At 74.8% G+C, this 19,675-nt stretch carries 18 protein-coding genes and 3 pseudogenes; 14 read left to right on the top strand and 7 right to left on the bottom strand.

Annotated features, from left to right (window positions below; translation table 11 throughout):
- Positions 1-169: 169 nt before the first annotated feature.
- Positions 170-847 (top strand): VanZ family protein, encoded by a 678-nt coding sequence (locus A8713_RS29270; protein WP_064537786.1) that lies wholly within the window; start codon positions 170-172, stop codon positions 845-847.
- A gap of 164 nt (positions 848-1,011) precedes the next feature.
- Positions 1,012-2,265: a ricin-type beta-trefoil lectin domain protein gene (locus tag A8713_RS29265; RefSeq protein WP_064536748.1), complete on the top strand. Its 1,254-nt coding sequence runs from the start codon at positions 1,012-1,014 to the stop codon at positions 2,263-2,265.
- A gap of 42 nt (positions 2,266-2,307) precedes the next feature.
- On the opposite strand, the gene A8713_RS29260 is transcribed toward A8713_RS29265, so the two are convergent.
- Entirely contained in the window at positions 2,308-2,538 is a 231-nt protein-coding gene (locus A8713_RS29260; protein WP_064536747.1) for a hypothetical protein, read from the bottom strand.
- Positions 2,539-2,650: 112 nt separating this feature from the next.
- Here A8713_RS29260 and A8713_RS29255 point away from each other — a divergent pair, with 112 nt between their 5' ends.
- The 4 genes from A8713_RS29255 (at position 2,651) to A8713_RS29240 (ending at position 7,117) form a co-directional block, all read left to right on the top strand.
- A complete protein-coding gene (locus tag A8713_RS29255; protein WP_064537785.1) occupies positions 2,651-3,688 on the top strand; it encodes a PHP domain-containing protein in 1,038 nt (345 codons plus the stop codon).
- A gap of 63 nt (positions 3,689-3,751) precedes the next feature.
- A complete protein-coding gene (locus A8713_RS29250) occupies positions 3,752-4,408 on the top strand; it encodes an HAD family hydrolase (RefSeq protein WP_064536746.1) in 657 nt (218 codons plus the stop codon).
- Between the two features lie 120 nt (positions 4,409-4,528).
- Complete coding sequence (locus A8713_RS29245; RefSeq protein WP_107440729.1) at positions 4,529-5,830, top strand: aromatic acid exporter family protein; 1,302 nt, start codon at positions 4,529-4,531, stop codon at positions 5,828-5,830.
- Between the two features lie 312 nt (positions 5,831-6,142).
- The gene (locus A8713_RS29240; RefSeq protein ID WP_064536745.1) at positions 6,143-7,117 is read left to right on the top strand and encodes an SDR family NAD(P)-dependent oxidoreductase; all 975 of its coding nucleotides are present in this window, start codon (positions 6,143-6,145) and stop codon (positions 7,115-7,117) included.
- 66 nt (positions 7,118-7,183) lie between these two features.
- Here A8713_RS29240 and A8713_RS29235 read toward each other — a convergent pair whose 3' ends face one another.
- Positions 7,184-8,017: an alpha/beta fold hydrolase gene (locus A8713_RS29235; RefSeq protein ID WP_064536744.1), complete on the bottom strand. Its 834-nt coding sequence runs from the start codon at positions 8,015-8,017 to the stop codon at positions 7,184-7,186.
- A 274-nt stretch (positions 8,018-8,291) separates the two neighbouring features.
- Between A8713_RS29235 and A8713_RS29230 the strand changes: the two genes are divergently transcribed.
- The gene (locus A8713_RS29230; protein WP_064536743.1) at positions 8,292-9,320 is read left to right on the top strand and encodes an SDR family oxidoreductase; all 1,029 of its coding nucleotides are present in this window, start codon (positions 8,292-8,294) and stop codon (positions 9,318-9,320) included.
- A 141-nt stretch (positions 9,321-9,461) separates the two neighbouring features.
- On the opposite strand, the gene A8713_RS29225 is transcribed toward A8713_RS29230, so the two are convergent.
- The 3 genes from A8713_RS29225 to A8713_RS29215 all read right to left on the bottom strand — a co-directional run bounded on the left by A8713_RS29225 (position 9,462) and on the right by A8713_RS29215 (position 11,412).
- Positions 9,462-9,644 (bottom strand): hypothetical protein, encoded by a 183-nt coding sequence (locus A8713_RS29225; RefSeq protein ID WP_064536742.1) that lies wholly within the window; start codon positions 9,642-9,644, stop codon positions 9,462-9,464.
- Between the two features lie 242 nt (positions 9,645-9,886).
- Complete coding sequence (locus A8713_RS34835; RefSeq protein WP_335743765.1) at positions 9,887-10,906, bottom strand: DUF6624 domain-containing protein; 1,020 nt, start codon at positions 10,904-10,906, stop codon at positions 9,887-9,889.
- Positions 10,903-11,412: an ATP-binding protein gene (locus A8713_RS29215; protein ID WP_064536741.1), complete on the bottom strand. Its 510-nt coding sequence runs from the start codon at positions 11,410-11,412 to the stop codon at positions 10,903-10,905. The genes A8713_RS34835 and A8713_RS29215 overlap by 4 nt, the downstream gene beginning before the upstream one ends.
- A 420-nt stretch (positions 11,413-11,832) precedes the next feature.
- On the opposite strand from A8713_RS29215, the pseudogene A8713_RS35010 reads away from it, so the two are divergent.
- From A8713_RS35010 to A8713_RS29200, 4 genes and pseudogenes are all read left to right on the top strand, one after another.
- Positions 11,833-11,961: pseudogene (locus A8713_RS35010) on the top strand (helix-turn-helix domain-containing protein); the annotation flags it as partial.
- A 9-nt stretch (positions 11,962-11,970) separates the two neighbouring features.
- A pseudogene (locus tag A8713_RS29210) lies at positions 11,971-12,653 on the top strand (DUF5753 domain-containing protein).
- Positions 12,654-12,657: 4 nt separating this feature from the next.
- The gene (locus tag A8713_RS29205) at positions 12,658-12,921 is read left to right on the top strand and encodes a DUF397 domain-containing protein (RefSeq protein ID WP_018568512.1); all 264 of its coding nucleotides are present in this window, start codon (positions 12,658-12,660) and stop codon (positions 12,919-12,921) included.
- 413 nt (positions 12,922-13,334) lie between these two features.
- On the top strand, positions 13,335-14,144 hold the full coding sequence (locus A8713_RS29200; RefSeq protein ID WP_064536740.1) for an SAM-dependent methyltransferase: 810 nt from the start codon (positions 13,335-13,337) through the stop codon (positions 14,142-14,144).
- A gap of 31 nt (positions 14,145-14,175) precedes the next feature.
- Here the strand turns inward: A8713_RS29200 and A8713_RS29195 are convergent, their stop codons facing one another.
- Together A8713_RS29195 and A8713_RS29190 are read right to left on the bottom strand one after the other, a co-directional pair.
- The gene (locus A8713_RS29195) at positions 14,176-15,465 is read right to left on the bottom strand and encodes an ROK family transcriptional regulator (protein ID WP_064536739.1); all 1,290 of its coding nucleotides are present in this window, start codon (positions 15,463-15,465) and stop codon (positions 14,176-14,178) included.
- Positions 15,466-15,576: 111 nt separating this feature from the next.
- Positions 15,577-16,505: pseudogene (locus A8713_RS29190) on the bottom strand (DUF3626 domain-containing protein).
- A 102-nt stretch (positions 16,506-16,607) separates the two neighbouring features.
- Here A8713_RS29190 and A8713_RS29185 point away from each other — a divergent pair.
- The 3 genes from A8713_RS29185 (at position 16,608) to A8713_RS29175 (ending at position 19,544) form a co-directional block, all read left to right on the top strand.
- Entirely contained in the window at positions 16,608-17,102 is a 495-nt protein-coding gene (locus A8713_RS29185) for an FBP domain-containing protein (RefSeq protein ID WP_064536738.1), read from the top strand.
- 111 nt (positions 17,103-17,213) lie between these two features.
- Positions 17,214-18,467: an FUSC family protein gene (locus tag A8713_RS29180; protein ID WP_064536737.1), complete on the top strand. Its 1,254-nt coding sequence runs from the start codon at positions 17,214-17,216 to the stop codon at positions 18,465-18,467.
- A 54-nt stretch (positions 18,468-18,521) separates the two neighbouring features.
- Entirely contained in the window at positions 18,522-19,544 is a 1,023-nt protein-coding gene (locus A8713_RS29175) for a hypothetical protein (RefSeq protein WP_064536736.1), read from the top strand.
- Positions 19,545-19,675: the final 131 nt, after the last annotated feature.

Raw genomic sequence — 19,675 nt, 5'->3', positions numbered from 1 at the left:
CGGCGGCGCGCGGATGTGCGACCCGGTTGCCCCGACAGCAGCAACGGAAACCGGGGACGCGGCCCGCGCGCCGGTGGCGGCGGCCGGAATCCAGGTGCGGTTCGGGGGTAACCGGCTTTCCAGCAGGGTGAGTTGGTGCCGGGATGCCCGGGAGGCAGGGATGGCCAGGATGACGCTCCGTCCGCTCACGGCGCTCCGGGCCCGCGTGCCGGGGCGGCGCGGGACCGGGCAGCGGACGGCCGCGCCCGGCGCGCCCGCGCCTCGCGCGGAACCCGCCGCGAGGCGCGTCACGAAGCCCGCCGCGGAGCCCGCCGCGAAGCGCGTCACGGAGCCCGGCCCGGAACGCGTCACGGAGCCCGCCGGAAAGCCCGCCGTCGAGGTGCGGCGGCCCGCGCCCTGGCCGCTGCGGCTGCTGGCGATGGCGTGCGCGTTCGTGTGCATGGTGGCCTTCGCCGTCGTACTGGCCCGGCTGACGCTCCAGCCGTCGCCCGCCTCGGTGCCGTTCGTGCACACGAACCTGCGCCCGGGGCGTTCGCTGCGGGAGTACGCGGACCAGCCGGGGCTGCGCGACGCCGTCCAGCAGATCGGCGGGAACCTGCTGCTCGGGGTGCCGTTCGGGATCCTGGTACCCGTCCTCGCGCCCCGCTCGCGCCGGCTGCCGCGCGTCCTGCTGCTCACCGCGCTCGTGATGCTGGCGGTGGAGTTCGCCCAGGGGGCGCTGATCACCGGGCGGGCGTTCGACATCGACGACGTCATCCTCAACACGGCCGGGGCGCTCGCCGGTCATCTGCTGCTGGGGCGGCGGATGGGCCGGGCCGTGCACGCGCGCCGACGCCGCCGCGCGTGAGGGGCGCACCGCATGGACCGGTCCGTACCGGCTGGGGAATGGTCCGTACCGGAGTATTGACGCCTTCTTAATTCAGCCCTTGAATCAAGGGCCGAACCACTCTCTCGTTCCCCCACGACTGTCGGCGGGCCCGCCCACCGGGCCGCCGTACGGAAGGGAGTGCCGTGGCCTCTCGACGCCCGCTCCGCAGATGTCTGCTCGCCGCTCTGTCCGCCGTGCTCGCCGGAGCGGCGGCCGTCGGCCCCGCCCAGGCGAGCCCGTCCCCCGCCGCCGCCCCCACCGCGGCCGCCCCCGCCATGTTCTCCGGGTTCTCCGACACCTTCGACGGGCCCGCGGGCGCGGCCGTCGACTCCGCCAAGTGGCAGACGGAGACCGGCGACAACGTCAACAACCACGAACGGCAGTACTACACGGCGGGCACCCGCAACGCGGCCCTCGACGGCCAGGGCCACCTGGTCATCACCGCCCGGCGGGAGAACCCGGGCGGTTACCAGTGCTGGTACGGCACCTGCCAGTACACCTCGGCCCGGCTGAACACCTCGGGGAAGTTCGACGCGCAGTACGGCCATGTCGAGGCGCGGATGAAGATCCCGCGCGGACAGGGCATGTGGCCGGCGTTCTGGATGCTGGGCACCCCGGTGAACTGGCCGGACTCCGGCGAGATCGACATCATGGAGAACGTCGGTTTCGAGCCCTCGACCGTGCACGGCACCATCCACGGCCCCGGCTACTCCGGCTCGGGCGGCATCGGCGCCGCGTACTCCCTGCCGAACGGCCAGGCGTTCGCCGACGCCTTCCACACCTTCGCCGTGGACTGGGCGCCCGGCTCGATCACCTGGTCGGTCGACGGCAACGTCTACCAGCGCCGGACGCCCGCCGACCTCGGCGGCCGGACCTGGGTGTTCGACAAGCCGTTCTTCCTGATCCTCAATCTGGCGGTGGGCGGCTACTGGCCCGGCGACCCGGACGGCTCGACGTCCTTGCCGCAGCAACTGGTGGTGGACTCCGTCTCGGTCACCACGTCCGACAGCCCCGCCGGGGCGCTGCCCATCAGGGGACTGGCCGGCAAGTGCGTGGACGTGGCCGGGGCGAACCCCGCCAACGGCACCCCGGTCCAGCTCTACGACTGCAACGGCACCGCCGCCCAGCAGTGGACCGCCGGCTCCGACGGCACCCTGCGCGCCCTCGGCAAGTGCCTCGACGTCAAGGACAACGCCACCGCGGACGGTTCCCAGGTCCAATTGTGGGACTGCACCGGCGGCCCCAACCAGAAGTGGGCGCTCCCGGCCGCCCGCGACATCGTCAATCCGCAGGCCGACAAGTGCCTGGACGCCACCGGCGGCAGCTCCGCCAACGGCACCCGGCTCCAGATCTGGACCTGCACGGGAGCCGCCAACCAGAAGTGGACGGTGGGCTGAGGTCCGCGCCGGGGGCTCCGCACCCGGCGCCCCCGGCCCTCGCTAGCGCCAGGTGAACTTGTCGCCGCCCACCCAGCGCACGGTGTCCGGGTCGTCCAGGTCATGGACCGTGATGCCGAACGCGGCGGCGGCCTGGAGCACATCGGTGACGGTCTTCGCCTCGCCGACCACCTCGCCGTCGATCTCCACGATGCGGAACGGCGGGTCGCCCGGCTGGACTCCGAGCACCATGATCCGCGGCTGGGAGATGTAGGGACTCGCGCTCTCCGTCATGCCGTCCAGCCTAGGACCTGTCCGGCCGATCACGCCGGAGGGAAGCAGCCGTGCCTCGTGGGTGGAGGTGCGGTCGCGGGGCGGCCGGGCAACCCTGGGGGTGGAGGTGGTGATGGACCCTGTCGAGGCGCTGGACCGGATCGCCTTCCTGCTGGAGCGGTCCGGGGCACCCACCTACCGCGTACGTGCCTTCCGCACCGCCTCCGGCGTGCTGTCCGCGCTCACCGCCGAGGAGGTGACCCGGCGGGCCGGTGACGGGACGCTGGAGTCGCTCAAGGGGATCGGGCCGAAGACCGCGCAGGTGGTCCGGGAGGCGCTGGCCGGACAGGTGCCCGGCTATCTGCGCGCGCTGGAGGAGGAGGCGCACGAGCCGCTTGCCCGGGGCGGCGAGCGGCTGCGGGCGCTGCTGCGCGGCGACTGCCATCTGCACTCCGACTGGTCCGACGGCGGCAGCCCGATCGAGGAGATGGGCCGGGCCGCGGCGGACCTCGGCCACGCGTGGGCGGTGCTCACCGACCACTCGCCGCGGCTGACGGTGGCGCGGGGCCTGTCGCCCGCGCGGCTGCGCGAGCAGCTGGAGGTGGTCGCGGAGCTGAACCGGGGCTGGGCGCCGTTCCGGCTGCTGACCGGCATCGAGTGCGACATCCTCGACGACGGCCGCCTGGACCAGGACCCTGAGCTGCTGGCGGCGCTCGACGTGGTGGTCGTGTCGGTGCACTCCAAGCTGCGGATGGACGCCCGTTCGATGACCCGCCGCATGGTGGCCGCCGTCCGCGATCCGCACTCCGACATCCTCGGGCACTGCACGGGACGGCTGCTGACCGGGCGGGGGCGGCCCGAGTCGGAGTTCGACGCGGACGCCGTGTTCGCCGCCTGCGCCGAGACCGGGACCGCCGTGGAGATCAACAGCCGTCCCGAACGGCTGGACCCGCCGCTGCGGCTGCTGCGCCGTGCCGTGGCGGCGGGCACGCTGTTCTCCGTCGACACCGACGCGCACGCGCCCGGACAGCTGGACTGGCAGATCCACGGCTGCGCGCGGGCCGAGGAGTGCGGGGTGGCGCCGGAACGCGTCGTGACCACCTGGTCGGCCGACGAGCTGCTGGAGTGGACCCGCGAGCGGCGCACGCCGTCCGGAGTGGCGGGCCCCTGACGTGGTACCCGGACGGACCCCGCGCGCCCGTGAGGAGAGCGCGCAGCGAAGAGAGGATCCCGGATGGACCGTGCCGCCCTGTTCGACGTCGACGGAACGCTCGTCGACACCAACCACCTCCATGTCGTCACCTGGTGGGAGGCGTTCCGGCAGGCGGGCCACCGGGTCCCCATGCACGCCGTCCACCGCTCGGTGGGCCTCGGCTCCGCCGATCTGATCGCCCATCTCCTCGGCGACGACCGCGACAAGGACGAGGACGACGCGCTCGCCGCCGCGCACAGCGCGCTCTACGGGCAGTACTTCGACCGGCTGCCCGCCTTCGCCGACGCCGGGCGGCTGCTGCGCCGGCTGCACGGGGACGGCTGGACGGTGGTCCTCGCCACCTCGGCGAGCGGCCCCGAGCTGGGCGCGCTGCGCCGGGCCATCGACGCGGACGACGCCATCGCCGGCATCGCGAGCGCCGACGACGTGTCGGCGGGCAAACCCGCTCCCGAGCCGGTCGAGCACGCCCTGGAGCTGGCCGGGGCGCCCGCCGGAGACGCGGTGTTCGTCGGCGACACCGTCTGGGACATGCGGGCGGGCCGCCGGGCCGGGGTGCGGTGCGTGGGCGTGCTGAGCGGGGGCATCCCGCGTGCCGACCTCCAGGAGGCCGGCGCGGACACGGTCTACGACGATCCCGCGCACCTGCTGGCGTCCCTGGCGGACAGCCCGCTGGCCTGAGATGCCCGCACAGCACGTCGGCGGACGGCGGGCCGCACGCGCCCGGGGCACCCGTCCGGCGCACGCAAACGTGACATGTTCCCTGCTCAAGACACCGGCCGGAGCGGATACCCGGGCACCATGACGGGCGCAGCGCAGACTCCAGATCCCACGTCCCCGCCGGACTCCCCCGCCCCGCGCGGCGGCGTCCTGTGCCGGGCGCTTGCCGTCGGCCGGCTGCTCGGCGGCCGGACCTGGCACGCCGCGCGGGAGGAGGCGTGCCGGGCGGGGCGCGCCCTGCGCGCGGTGGCGCGCGGCCCCGGACGGGAACGGGACCTGGTCGTGCAGTCCCTCAAGGCCGCCGGGGCGGCGCTGCTGGCCTGGGTGGTGGCGAAGATCTGGCTGGGCGACCCGATGGCGCTGATGGCGCCGTGGGTGGCGCTGGTCATGGTGCAGGCCACGGTGTTCAGCTCGCTGCTGCGGGCGGGGCAGCAGTGCACGGCGATCTTCGCGGGGACCCTGCTCGCCTCCGCCGCGCAGGCGCTCACCGGGGACACGCTGACCGCGCTCGCGCTGTCGCTGCCGGTGCTGATGCTCCTGGCGAACTGGTCGCGCTTCGGCGACCAGGGGGTCTACGGCGCCACCACGGCCGTGTTCACGCTGGCCACGGGCAGTGTGTCGGCCGCCTCGGTCGGGCACCGGCTGGGGCAGACGGTGCTCGGCGCGGTGATCGGTCTCGCCGTCAACGCCTTCGTCCTCCCGCCGATCCATCTGCGTGACGTGCGGGAGAACCTCGCCGCGGTCGCCCGGGAGGCGGGCGACCTGCTGTGCGCGGTGGCCGACGGGCTGCGCGACGGCGACTGGGACGAGGGCACCGCCGCCGAGTGGTCCCGGGGCTCCGCCCGGCTCGAACGCCGGCTGGAGACCCTGCACTCGGCCCGTCGCTGGAGCCGGGAGAGCCTGCGGCTGACCGCCGGTCCGCTGCGCGCGCTGCGCAGGCCGCCCGCGCCGGTGCCGCCCGAGACGGAGGACGACCGCTGGAGCAGGGTCACCGGGCACGTACGGGCGCTCACCCGGACGCTCGCGGTCGCGGCCGACGAGAACCGGGCGCCCGCGGCTCCGGAGCCCGGGGTGCTGCGGACGTACGCCGGTCTGCTGGAGCTGGTCGCCGGGGCGTGCCACGCGGAGGGTGCCCGGCTGCGCGGTGAGCGCCCCGCCGACCCGGGCGCGTACCCGGACGGCGGGCGGGCCGAGGAGGACCGGCGCGCGCTGCACCGGCGGTTGCAGGACGGGCTGCGCGAGCAGGCGGGGCGGGCGGCGGCCCCGGTCACGGTGCTGGGGTCGCTGCTGCTCCAGGCGGAGAGCCTGTGGGCGGAGACCGTGCCCGGCGCCGCCTCCGGCGCCCCGGTACCGGGTACAGCACCGCGTACCCCTGCGGAGTGACCCGGATCACCGCAAAACGAGGCAGAGACCGGAACACCGGACCCCCTTGGCCCGTTGAACCAGGCGTGGGTGCGGATGGGACGGTGTCCCCGGGCCTCACCTATTGCCCACAGGGACGATCGTTCGGCTGAAGCCCTGTGGAGCGTCTCGCCGAGAGGCGACCGCCATGCGTGCCCACACCAGGACCGCCCCGGCCGTGATTCCCCCGTCCGGCCGGGGCTTCCCTTTTTTCGCTCCTTCCCCAGCCCCCGGTGCCGGTGTCCGGTGTGCGCGCTTGACTTGGAGAGCGCTCCAATCCGTAGCGTTCCGGGCATGACCACCACGCCACAGCACAAGATCGGTTCGGGCTTCGGGGCGGCCGGCACCGCCGCCGACGTCCTCAGCGGCATCGACCTCACCGGAAAGCTGGCGATCGTCACCGGCGGATACTCCGGCATCGGTCTGGAGACCACCCGGGCGCTGGCCGCGGCGGGCGCTCGCGTGGTCGTCCCCGCCCGCCGTCCCGCGACCGCCCGCGAGGCGCTGCACGGCATCGAGGGCACCGAGACCGACACGCTCGACCTCGCCGACCTGGACAGCGTCCGGGACTTCGCCGGACGCTTCCTGGCCTCCGGCCGCACCGTCGACCTCGTCATCGACAGCGCCGGTGTCATGGCCTGCCCCGAGACCCGGGTCGGACCCGGTTGGGAGGCGCAGTTCGCCACCAACCACCTCGGCCACTTCGCCCTGGTCAACCGCCTCTGGCCGGCCATCGAGCCGGGCGGTGCCCGGGTCGTCTCGGTCTCCTCGCGCGGCCACCACTTCTCCCCGATCCGCTGGGACGACGTCCACTGGCGCGAGGGCTACGACAAATGGGCGGCCTACGGCCAGGCCAAGACCGCCAACGTCCTGTTCGCCGTGCATCTGGACCGGCTGGCCCGGGACCGCGGGGTGCGCGCCTTCGCCCTCCACCCGGGCGCCATCATGACCCCGCTCCAGCGCCATCTGACCCGCGAGGAGATGATCGAGCGCGGCTGGGTCGACGAGAACGGCGTCCCGCTGAACCCCCGGGGATTCAAGACCCCGCAGCAGGGCGCGGCGACCCAGGTCTGGGCCGCGACCTCGCCCCGTCTTGACGGACTCGGCGGTGTCTATCTGGAGGACTGCGACATCGCCGAGCCGGTGCCCGACGAGGGCATGCACAGCGGCGGGGTCAAGCCCTGGGCCACCGACCCGGGCCAGGCGGCCCGGCTGTGGGCGCTGTCGGCGGAGCTGACGGGGGTGGACGCGTTCGCGGACCGCGCCTGAGGCCGTACGGCGGCGGGGCCGGGCGAAGGGCCCGGCCCCGCCGGCGCACCGCCCGGCCCGGCCCGCTCAGGACGTCGCGAGGAACGCCCGCAGGTCCGCGTTGAGCCGGTCCGCGTGGGTGACGTACAGCCCGTGGCCGCCGCCCTCGTACTCCTTGAGCACACTGCCCGGTACCAGGGCGGCGGTCCGGCGGCCGGTCCCCTCCAGCGGGGCGGACGTGTCGTGGGTGCCGTGCACGACGAGCAGCGGCAGGCCGAGCTTGGGCAGTTCCTGGGCGAGATCCACCGTGGCGACCAGCTCGTTGACGGCGTCCGCCGCGCGGGGGGTGCAGGCCAGGGCCTGGTCGACGACGTGCCGGACGTAGTGCGGCGACACCTCGTTGCCGGTCACGTCGAGCGCGAAGTACGGGCCGGCCCCGTCCTCGTAGAAGGCCGCCCGGTCCTTGCGGAACACCGCGCGGCCGGCGCGCATCACCTCCGGGTCCCAGCCCTCCGGGTGGTCGGCCGTGCGGACCACGCCCGGCGCGATGCCCGCGACGAAGGCGACCCGCGCGACGCGGTCCGTGCCGTGCCGGGTCAGGCAGCGCACGATCTCCGCACTGCCCAGCGAGTGCCCCACGAAGGTGACCTCGCGCAGGTCCAGGTGGTCGAGGAGGCCGTACAGGTCGTCGGCCAGGGTGTCCAGGTCGTAGCCGTCCCACACGTCGTCCGAACGGCCGTGGCCCCGCCGGTCCAGCCCGACGCAGCGCACCCCCTCACCCGCCAGCGGCAGCGTCTGGAACTCCCACATGCCGGTCCCGAAGTAGGCGCCGTTGACGAAGACCACCACGGGCCCGTCCACCGGACCGTGGTCGACGTAGTGCAGACGGGTGCCGTCGGCGGGGCTCGTGACGTACGGCATGGGGACCTCCCGGAGTGCGGTGCGGGCTGTGCGGTGACGTGATGTCGTCCGCTGTCCATGGTCGCGGCGCGGCGGGCGCGGGTCGATGACGTCGGAGGTCATGCCGGGCGGGACCGAGGCGGGAACGGGACGGGAACGGGAGGAAACGGGAGGGAACGGGACGGGAGAGGCCCCGCGGGGGCGTGCGCACGGGCGGGCGCGGGGCGCGCGGGTCGACGGCCGGGGACCGGGTACTCGTGCCCCGCACTCGACCGTCTTCCGGAAGGAGCCGAACGTGAGCAGCGTGTCGGGCAGCAGGGTCGTCGTCACGGGCGCCACCGGCAATGCCGGTACCAGCGTGGTCCGTCTGCTCTCCGAGGATCCGGAGGTCGCCTCCGTACGGGGCCTGGCCCGCAGGATCCCGCGGTGGTCGCCGCCGAGGACGGAGTGGGCGCGGGTGGACATCTCCTCCGAGCAGGCGCCGCTGGCCGAGCAGTTCGAGGGCGCCGACGCCGTGATCCACCTCGCCTGGGCGTTCCAGCCGACGCACGATCCGGCGACGACCTGGCGCACCAACGTCCTCGGCGGGATCCGGGTCCAGGAGGCGGTGGCCGCCGCCCGGGTGCCGGTGCTGGTGCACGCCTCCTCGGTCGGCGCGTACTCGCCGGGTCCCAAGGACCGCGCCGTGGACGAGTCCTGGCCGACCCACGGCTGGCCGGACGCCGCGTACACCCGGGAGAAGGCGTATCTGGAACGGTCCCTCGACACCTTCGAACGGGACCACCCCGATGTGCGGGTGGTGCGGATGCGCCCGGGGTTCCTGTTCAAGGCCGAGTCCGCGAGCGAGCAGCGGCGGATCTTCGGCGGGCGGTTCCTGCCGGGTCCCGTGGCGCGGCCCGAACTGCTGCCGTTCCTGCCCGACGTCCCCGGGCTGCGGGTGCAGGCCCTGCACACCGACGACGCGGCCCGCGCCTACCAGCTGGCGCTGCACCGCGAGGTGAGCGGCGCCTTCAACCTGGCCGCCGATCCGCCGCTGGACGCGAAGGTGCTCGCCGAGATGCTGGGCCTGCGGCCCGTGCGTCTGCCGCGCACCGCCGCCCGCTCGGCCATCGCGGCGGCCTGGGGGCTGCATCTGCTGCCCGCGTCCCCGCACCTGTTCGACGCGGTGCTGCGGCTGCCCCTGATGGACTGCACCCGGGCGCACACCGAACTGGACTGGCACCCCCGCTACACGGCGATCGAGGTGATCCAGGAGTTCCTGCGCGGGTTGCGGCGCGGCGAGGGCGCGGACACCGAACCCCTGCGGGGGCGCAAGGTCGGATGAGCCCGGACGACCGGACTCGGCGGTCCGCCCCCGGCCGGCCGGTCCGCCCCCGGTCGGCCGGGGTCGGCCGGGGCCGGGGACACGGGCTCAGGACCGTGCCAACCGTGTGTCACCGTGTGTCAGGGGGCCGTGGGGCAGGGGTCAGGCGGGCGGCTCGTCCGGGCCGGGGTGTTCCTCGTCCGACGTGGGGACCTCGTCCGCGGGGGGCTCGCGCCGGGGCTGCCCTGGGCCCGCCGCGGTGTGCGCCGTCTCCCAGGGGTCCTCGTCCGCCTGGGCCTGCTGGTCCGGCATGTCCCGGGGGACGGGCGGGCGGTGTGCGGTCACGGTGTGCTCCCTTCTCCGGCTTCTCCGGCCTGCGCGTAACGGTCCGCGCGTCACCCGGCGGCCGCGGACCTCTTCGCTCCGTCGGTCCGTCGGCCTTCAAGGTCTCCGTCCGCCGCCGGGCCGAGGCGCGGGTACCTCCGTACGGGCCCGCGAAACCCCGCCGACCTGCGGAAGTCCCGTCGGCCAGGGCCGCTTGCCCGTGACCCGATCGGGCCGCCCTGTCCCCCGGTCGCGGCGCCGGTTCAGCCGCGCAGCCGCAGCGCCCGCATCTGCTCCTCCATCGGGCCAAGGCCGACGTCCTGGCGGCGCTCGTCGAGGGTCTCGGGCAGCCGGACCGGGTACGGACGCAGGGTCACCGGATCGATCCGCGTCCCGTAGAACTGCGGTTCGCCCAGTTCCACGGCGCAGTGGTCGGCGATGTAGGCGAGGTGGACGGCCGGGGTGCGGCCGTCGGCCGTGGCCTGCGCGATCAGGTCCCGGCAGCGCAGCCGCAGGTCCAGCCGGGGCGCGTGCAGCAGGATCATCAGCGCCGCGGTCGACGCCTCGGCGCCCACGGCGGCGGCGGCCGGCCAGCCGTGCCGGCCGACGATCCCCGCGAGGGCGTCCGCGTTGTCCCGGTGGCACTCGACGACGCCGCGCCTGCGCTGCGGTGTGGGCGCGGCGCCCGCCTCACGCGTCAGCCGCCGGTCGCGCTCGGCCCGGCACAGCAGGTCCTGGACCACCGCCGCGGTGAAGGGCGCGGTGGCGGTCTCGCCGGGCTCGTCCCGCTCCCCCGGCACGGCGTCCGGCACGGGCCGCCCGGACTCCCCGGCGTTCCCCCGGGCGGCTTCGGCGCCGAGGGCGTCGGCCGGAACGTCGGCCGTCGCGGGGGCCGTCGCGGGGTCCGCCGCGTACAGCGCCGACAGGGCGCGCCGCAGCCGCCCGTCCGGCAGCGCTGCGGTACGACGGTCGCCGGGGCGGCCGTCGCCGGCGTCACCAGTGCCCGCGCCCGTGCCGGTGCGGGGGGCGCGGGCCGCCGCGGTGTCCGCCGCGTACATCGCCGTCAGCGCCTGCCACAGGCGCCCTTCCGGGGCCGCCTGCGCCGCCCCGGGCACCGTCTCCCCGGCCGTCGCGTCGGCCGCCGGCCCGTCCGGGGCGGCGGTGCCGGGCTCCGGTGCGCGGGGCGGCGGGGGTGCGTACGCCCGGTCGCCGCCCGGCGCCGGGACGGCGGCGCGTGCCACGGTGTCCGTGCCCGCGTGCGCCTGTGCCGGGTGGTCCGTCATGACGCGGCACCCCGCAGGGACAGCGTGAACCAGACCCGCTTGCCGCGGTTGCCGGGTTCCGGGGGCGCCAGGCCCCAGTCGTCGGCGAGGGCGGCCACGATGGCCAGCCCGCGCCCCGACTCGTCGGCGGCGTCGGCCGCGCGGCGCCGGGGCAGCACGGGCGACCGGTCGGCCACCGTCACCCGCAGGGTGCGGGCGGTGCGTTCGATGGTGAGGGTGACGGTGTCGCGCGGGCCGCTGCTCGCGTGGCTGACCGCGTTGGCGAACAGCTCGTCCGTGGCGAGGACCGCGCTGTCGCACTGGTCGGCGGTGAGCCGCAGCCGGGCGAGGTGCTGGGTGACCAGACGCCGTACCGCGGAGGCCCAGGAAGGGTCGGCGGGCACGGTGGAGCGCAGCCGGGGCGGTTCGACCGCCCGGTCCGGGACGCGGGCGGCGGCCGGGGGCTCCTCCAGCGGCTGCGCCGGTGCGTGCGGGAGACCGCCGTGCGGTGCCCTGGATCCGGTCATCGGGCCTCCCGGCACCCCGTCGTGGCGCGGCCCGCGCCACCGTCGCCGGTCCGGCGCGCGCCACCGGCCCCGGCCGGACTCTCCTCGCGGCTCGTGGGCTGTCCGTCGGTCACGGTGGTCATCCAGCTCTCGCCTCGCAGTCCCGTGCGGCCGAGGACCGCACCGCACCTGTTGGAACGTCAGTTCCCATACCAGCACCGCGAGTTGATCACCAGACGGCGACCCGGATGCCGGCTTCCCGGATCACTATGATGTGGCACACACTCGGCTCGCAACCTGCGTTCTGATAATTTCAGACAGCCTCGCATCACTCTGTTCGAGTCGTCCGGCGCGTGACACACTGCACGCTGTGACAGCCGCTCCGGGAGGTCAGAGGTGAGTGAGAACCGCTCCGGCGGCAGCGCACCCACCGTTCTGCGGATGGTTCTCGGCAAGCGCCTGCGGCAGCTGCGCGAACGCGCGGGTGTGTCCTTCGAGGAGGCGGCGCGCGCCATCGAGGTGACGCCGCTGACGGTGCGCCGCATAGAGAAGGCCGAGGTCGGCCTGCGTATCCCGTACGTGCGGGAGCTGCTGCGCGCCTACGGTGTCCCGGACGCCGAGATCGACGACTTCGCCGCCCTGGCGCGCGAGGCCAACAAGCCCGGCTGGTGGTACAAGTACCGCGATGTGCTGCCGGAGTGGTTCAAGGCGTATGTGAGCCTGGAGAGCGAGGCCAGCGTCATCCGCCTGTACGAACCGCACTACGTGCCGGGGCTGTTGCAGACGTTCGACTACGCCGTCGCGCTGATGCGCGTCGGTTTCCCCAACGAGTCGAAGGAGGAACTCGCCCGCCGGGTGGACCTGCGCCTCAAGCGGCAGGATCTGCTGGCCCGACCGGGCGCCCCCGCCGTCTGGGCCATCCTGGACGAAACGGTGCTGCGCCGTCCCGTGGGCGGCGCCGAGGTGATGCGCGCCCAGGTGGACCGGATCCTGGAGGCCCTGGAGACCCCGAAGGTACGGATCCAGATCATGCGTTACGCCGTGGGGCCCACCCGGGCGCCTACGGACCCTTCCACCACTTCCGCTTCGGCTTCTCCGAACTGCCCGACGTGGTCTACACCGAGAACCTCGCGGGCTCGGTCTACTACGACCGGCCGGAGGACGTCGTCACCTATCTCGAGGTACTGGACCGGATGTCCGTGCAGGCCGAACCGGTCGCGCGGACCAAGCACATCCTGGCCGAACTGCGTAAGGAGTTGTGATCCCATGGCATCCACCGCACCCCGGACGCCCGCCCCTTCGGTCCGCAACGGCATGCCCGCCGGCGAACTGGGCACCGAGGGCTGGCACAAGCCCTGGAGCGGCACCAACGGCGGCTCCTGCGTCGAGGCCAAGCGCCTGCCGGACGGCAGGATCGCCGTACGCCAGTCCACGGACCCCACGGGACCCGCGCTGATCTACACCCGGGACGAGATGGTCACCTTCCTCGCGGGCGCCAAGGCGGGGCTCGCGGACTTCCTGGTCGACTGACCGGAGCGCGCGGCGGCCGCCGCGCCGGGGACCGCTCGCTTCCCCCTCCCCCGCCGCCCGGCGCCGCGCACTCCGCATCCCGCGATCCCGCGATCCCGCAGGACCCGGGCCGCGGGCGTCCCCGGGCCGCGGCCGAACCCGGCCCGGCCCGCCCCGGCCCGCCTCGCGGGGCCACCCGCACGCCACCTCCCGCCGTGCGGGTGGCCCCGCTCCCGGCGGCGGACACCGCCCGGCGCGCGGCCCCGCGCCGGCCCGGCCCCGCCGAACCACTGGTGCGCCACGGGCGCCACCCCCTCGGTGCCCCTCGCGCCCCTCGTGCCCCGTCTCGCATCTCGCGCCTCACGAACCACCGTTCGGCGCAAGGTCGTTGACGGTACTTTGAACCCCCGCGTGACGTACGGCAGGAGACCCCCATGACCAACGGCCGCCCCACCCCCGACCAGGACGCGCTGTCCAAGATCGACACCTCGGTGCCCCACTCGGCCCGCATCTGGAACTACTGGATGGGCGGCAAGGACAACTACGAGGTGGACCGGATCGCGGGCGACGCCTACCGCGAACACGCCCCCACCATCGAGACGATGGCCCGCGCCTCGCGGGAGTACCTGATCCGCGCCGTGACCCATGTGGCCGGCGAACTCGGCGTGCGCCAGTTCCTCGACATCGGCACCGGCCTGCCCACGTACGACAACACCCACCAGGTCGCCCAGCGCATAGCCCCCGAGGCGCGCGTCGTCTACGTCGACAACGACCCGCTGGTGCTCCGCCACGCCCAGGCGCTGCTCACCAGCACGCCCGAGGGCGTCACCGAGTACATCGACGCCGATCTGCACGACCCCGCGACGATCATCGAACGCGCCGGGCGGACCCTGGACTTCGAGCAGCCGGTCGCCCTGATGCTCATGGGCATCCTCGGCCACATCCAGGACTACGAGGAGGCGAAGTCGATCGCCCGCCGCCTCCAGGCCGCCCTGCCCTCCGGCAGCTACTTCGTCCACTACGACAGCACGGACACCGACCGGGCGCTCAAGGAGGCCCAGCAGGGCTACGACGACACCGGCGCCGTCCCCTACGTGCTGCGCAGCCCGGAGCAGGTCGCCGCCTACTACGAGGGCCTGGAGCTGCTGGAGCCGGGCGTCGTCTCCTGCCCGCTGTGGCGCCCGGCGCCCGGCACGGCGCCGAAGCCCACCGACATCCACGGCGGGGTGGCCCGCAAGCCGTGACGGCGGGGTCGGCTGCCGGGAGGGCGGGCTGCTACGGCCTGCGCTCCTCCAGGGCCGTCTGCCAGGCCGGCGGGCGGGCCTCGGGCACCGGTGCGGCGGGGCGCCCGCCGCGGGCGAAGAAGTCGGCCAGCGGCAGGATCGCCGCGCCCACGGTGACCGCGTCCGGGCCGAGCCGCCCCAGTTCGACGGTGACCCGCTCGGCGGGGTGGCGCAGGGCGTAGGCCGTGGCGTGGCGGCGTACCGCCGGCAGGAAGCGGGCGCCGAGCTGGAGGCCCGCCCAGCCGCCGATGAGGATGCGCTCGGGCTGGAAGAGGTTGATGAGGTCGGACAGGCCCGCGCCCAGATACTCGGCGGTCTCCTCCAGCACGGCCAGCGCGACCGGGTCGGCCGCGGTGCCCTCGGGCGGGTAGGCGGCGGCCAGCATCGCGGTCAGCGCGGTCTCCTCGTCGGTGCCGCCCGGCGGCCGGCCGCCCTCCTCGCGCCAGCGGGCCAGCAGCGACTCGGCGCCCGCGTACGCCTCCAGGCAGCCGAGCGCGCCGCACCGGCAGCGGCGCCCGCGCACCCGTACCGTCAGATGCCCCCACTCCACGGCCCGGCCCCGCTCCACCTCGGGCGTGACCAGGCAGGCGCCGACGCCGGAGCCGAAGAGCACCACGACCGCGTTGCCCGCGCCGCGTCCGGCGCCGAACCACATCTCGGCCTGGCCGAGCGTCTTGGCGCCGTTGTCGATGAAGCAGGGCACACCGTCCGGGAGGTGCGCCCCGGCGCGCAGCAGCGTCTCCAGGGGCACCGCGTCCCAGCCGATGGTCTGCCCGTGCACGACGGCGCCCCGGTCCTCGGTGCGCTCTACGATGCCGGGGACGCCGATCCCGACGCCCAGCAGGCGCTCGGGGGCGAGCCCGGCCGTGCGCAGGACCTCGGCGATGCCGTCCCCGATGTGGCCGGTGATCACGTCGACGTCGTAGCGCTGCCCGGTCAGCGGCCGTTCGGTGCGCGCCAGTTCGGTGAGGGTCAGGTCGAACAGCTCGACGCGCACCCGGGTCTCGCCGACATCGACGCCGATCATGTGGCCGCTGGCCGGGACCACGCGCAGCAGGGTGCGCGGGCGCCCGCCGTCGGAGTCGACGCTGCCGGCCTCCTCGACCAGTCCGTCGGCGACCAGGTCGGCGACGACATTGCTGATCGAACCCGAGCTGAGGCCGGTGGCGGGGCCCAGTTCGAAGCGGCTGAGGGGGCCGTCGAAGTACAGCCGTTGCAGGACGGCCGTGCGGTTGGCCCGTCTGAGATCGCGCACCGTGCGCCCGTTCCGCCCCGCCGCCATGTGGCTCCCTCGTCCTTGCACGCGTGCCCTGTCCCGCCCTGTCCGACCTGCAACATACCGCCGGGGGCCGGTCCGGCGCGACTTCCCGTCCCCCTTAGGTCAGGCAATAAATTAAGGCGTGGCCGGTTCCGTGGCGGGGTCCGGCCCGGCCGTGGCGCCCGCGCGGGGCAGGCAGGCGGTGCCCGCTCCCTCGGGCGCTCCGTGCCGGGCGAGCAGGTGCCACACCTTCTTGAGGTCCTGTGCCGCGTGGCGGCCGGTGCGGGCGGCCTCGCCGATGATCCACGGGTCGAGGTGCCCGTCCCGGGCGATCCGCGCCCCGAGCGCGGTGTACTCGGCGCCCCGGTAGTCGCCGTGGCGGCACAGTTCCCGCACGGACAGCCGGTAGCCGGGGTGCCAGGCGAGCGGGCAGGGCAGGTCCCGCGCGTCGGCCTCGACGGGGGTGCCGCGATAGCTCGCGTCCAGGACCAGGACCTCCACGTCCCGGGCGAGAGCGACGCCGCCGTGCACCTGGGCCTCGACGTAGTCGTCCAGGGCGTCCCGCTCGTCGGCCTCGGCCAGGGCGGTCAGGGCCAGGGCGGTGGCGGTGCCGAAGTCGGCGGGTTCGGCGGCGCTGTCGGGGTAGCAGAAGGTGGCGCGGGCCAGGGCCGCCGCCGTGAGCCGCAAGTGCGAGGAGCCGAACCGGGGCGCGGCGCCCACCACTTGGCGGCGGAGGTCCAGCGCGCCGTAGACGGGCCGGGCGGCCGCGGGAGCGGTGTCGTAGGCACCGCCGAAGATGCGGTGCTCCCCACGCCGACGTCCCCGCCGGGGCGGGCGGTGAGTCCGCCGTTGCTGGTGCCGGTGACGAACTGCGAGTGGTACGCGCCGTCCCGGGCGAGCGCCCGCAGCAGGGGCAGGCCGCCCGAGAGCCGGTCGGGGTGGAAGTTGAGCGTGATACGCAGGTCAGGTGCGAGCGCCGGGCCCGCGGACCGTGCCGCCACGTGCGCGATCGCCGCACGGGCCGCCGGTGGCAGCGCCGGCCCGGCACCGCTGCGGATATTCATTGGATCCCCCTCCTGCAACCTGCTTATCCTAGCCCTGAACCTAAAAGCCTTAGGCATCGGAGCCGTGGTCCGTCCCGGTGCCCGATCCACCCGGAGCCTTTCATGAGACCTCTGTCCGAGCAGGACATCCGCGCCTGCTTCGTCAACTGCTCCAAGGGCGAGGCCAAGCGGCTGGCCGTCCCCCGCGACCTGGCGGAACGCCCATGGGACGATCTCGACTTCCTGGGCTGGCGCGATCCGGGCGCGCCCGACCGCAGCTATCTGGTCACCGAGCGCGCCGGCCGCGCGGTGGGCGTGGCGCTGCGCTTCCCGGCCTCGCAGCGCGGCTTCCTGCACCGCAGCATGTGCTCGCTGTGCCTGACCACGCATCCGGGCGGCGGGGTCTCCCTGATGACCGCCCGCAAGGCGGGCACCGCGGGCCGCGAGGGCAACTCGGTCGGTCTGTACATGTGCACCGACCTGGCCTGCTCGCTGTATGTGCGGGGGAAGAAGGTCCCGCAGAACGGCACCCGGTTCGAGGAGAGCCTGACGGTGCAGGAGCAGATCGCCCGGACCAACGGCAATCTGGCCGCCTACCTCGACAAGCTGTACGCCTGACGGCCGCGCCCGGCCGCGCGCGCCGGGCCGCGCGCGCGGTCCGCCGCGCGGACGGCCGTACCCGGCGGACGTGACGTTCGACGCGTCCGCGAACGGGGAACAGCGCAAGGGATGCACGATGTGAGCGAGTCGATGTCGTCCCTCGTCCGGCTGGTGAAGCGGCACCGGGACCCGGTGGTCGTCCAGGCGCTGCGCTCGACGGTCGCGGCCACGATCGCGTACGTGATCGCGAAGTGGCTGAGCCCGGAGCCGGCGCCGCTGACCGCACCCCTGACGGCCCTGCTGGTGGTCCAGGTCACCCTGTTCGCGACGCTCCAGACCAGCGTCCGCCGGGTGAACGCGGTGGTGGCCGGTGTGGTCGTCGCCATCCTCTTCTCCCTGCTGGTGGGCCTGACCTGGTGGAGCCTCGCCCTGGTGATCCTGGCGGGTCTCGGGGTGGGCCATCTGGTGCGGGTGGACGAGTTCGTCGCCGAGGTCGCGATCAGCGCGATGCTGGTCCTCGGCGTCACCACCGTCGGCAGCACGGCCTGGGCGCGGATCGTGGAGACGCTGATCGGCGCGGTGGTCGGCATGGGCTGCAATCTGCTGCTGGCTCCCCCGGTGTGGACGGAGCACGCGGGCGAGTCGATCGACGGGCTGGCCCGCCGGATGCGGCGGCTGATGCTGCACATGGGCGAGGAGGTGGCGGGCGGCACCCCGGTGGAGCAGGCCGCCGCCCGGCTGCACGAGGCCCGCCGGCTCGACCACGACATCGCCGACGTGGACGCGGCGCTGCGGCAGGCCGAGGACAGCCTGCGGCTGAACCCGCGGGTCCGCGAGGGGCTGCTGCACCGGGTGGTGCTGCGCACCGGCCTGGACACGCTGGAGATCTGCACGGTCGTCCTGCGGGTCCTGGCGCGCACCTTCACCGATCTGGCCAAAGCGCGCGAGCCCAGGCCGCTGTTCTCGGCCCCGGTCGGCGCCCTGGTGCAGCAGTTGCTGTCCGAGATCTCCGACGCGGTGGTGAGCTACGCGGTACTGGTGACCACCGATGTGAGCGTGAGCGCCGAGTCCGCCGAGTCCCGGCTCGCGGCCGAGCTGCGGCAGGCCGCGGCCACCCGCGACAAGCTGGCGGGGCAGCTGCTGGACGAGGTGCAGCACGACGCGAGCCAGTGGCAGTTGCAGGGCGCGGTGCTGACCGAGGTCAACCGCATCATCGACGAGATGGACACCGAGCACCGCACCCAGCGGCTGCTGGAGGAACTGGACCGGCACACCCGCGAGCAGCGCGAGCGCCGGTCGCGGCTGACCCGGATCGCGGACCGGCTGGGGGCGCCGGTGCGCAACCGCCGGAACCAGGAGGAGCCCGCCCGGCGTTCTGGCTGAAGGACGGCCGTTGCGGACGAGCGGCAGTCGACGGGACGGACGGGGAGGGCGCGGATGAGCGGCGCGGCGGTTCGGATCGACGAGGACACCTTGCATCTGCCCGGCGGCGTGGGCGTGCGGTTCGTGCGCACGCTGCGGCTGCCGGAGACGGGCACGCATCCGCTGCCGCCGGGGCTCGGCACCTTCCCGCTGCGGCGGGTCGCCGACCACGCGGACCGGGTGCCCGAGGAGATGCGGCGGCGCGGCGGTGTGCTGCTGCCGGTGTGTCTGCGCGAGGCGATGTGGCTGCGGTTCCTGGGCACGCGGCCGGTCGCCGTGCAGGTCGGGGCGGGCAAGGTGTGCGCGGTCTCGGGCGAGCCCTGGAGCGGCCGGCTCGCCGGGGATCCGCAGAACTACGTGGTGGTGCCGCGCCAGCCCTGGCTGGACGGCGTCAACTCAGGGGCGGGCACGGTCCGGCAGTTCGTCGCGGTGCCGCTGGGCCTCGGGGCGACCGTGGAGGGCCAGGTCACCGGCGAGGAGGTCTGGGGCGGGGTGCAGTTGCAGTCGTTCCCGCTGGGCACGGCGGCGCTGGAGCGGTGGCGCGAGGAGGAGCGGCGGGCGGTGCTGCGGCGGACGGCGGCGGGGCCGCTCGCGGCTCCGGGGGCCCTCGCGGCGGGCGCGCCGCCGCCGGCGCCCTCGGCACCGGCTCCGCGGGGCGCCGCGATGGGCCTGGGCGCGGGCGGTTCGATGCGCCAGGAGGTGTACCGGGACCCGCGGCCGCTGAGCGACTGGGCGCCGCAGCCGGCCGGGCGGGTGTTCGTGCACCTGATGACGCCGCCGCAGTGGCGGCACATCACCGGCGAGGCTCCCCCGCCCTCGCCGGTGGACCGCGCCGCGTACACCGCGGCCGGCCTGCCCTGGTACGACTACTTCGACGAGGACGCCTACGATCTCTCCCCCGCCGACGCGCTGGCGGCGGTGCGGCCGGTCGGCGACTGGCTGGGCGAGGACCACGAGCCGTGGCAGCAGCCCTCGCCGGGGCAGGTCACCCCGCTCAAGGACGCCCCGGGCGGTGGGGTGCAGGACGGCGACTGGTGACCCGCCCACGCGTTGCACCCTATGCAACGCGCGTTGCCACTCTTGCCCGCCCCGGGTGGTCCGGTCCAAGGTGGCGGTGACGACCTCCTACGAGACCTGGAGTGCGGCATGGGCAGTGGTGCGGGAGCGCC

The organism is Streptomyces sp. SAT1, assembly GCF_001654495.1.
Taxonomy (GTDB): domain Bacteria; phylum Actinomycetota; class Actinomycetes; order Streptomycetales; family Streptomycetaceae; genus Streptomyces; species Streptomyces andamanensis.
The sequence above is the reverse complement of the archived record's forward strand: the minus strand, read 5'-3'. Positions and strand labels throughout refer to the sequence as shown.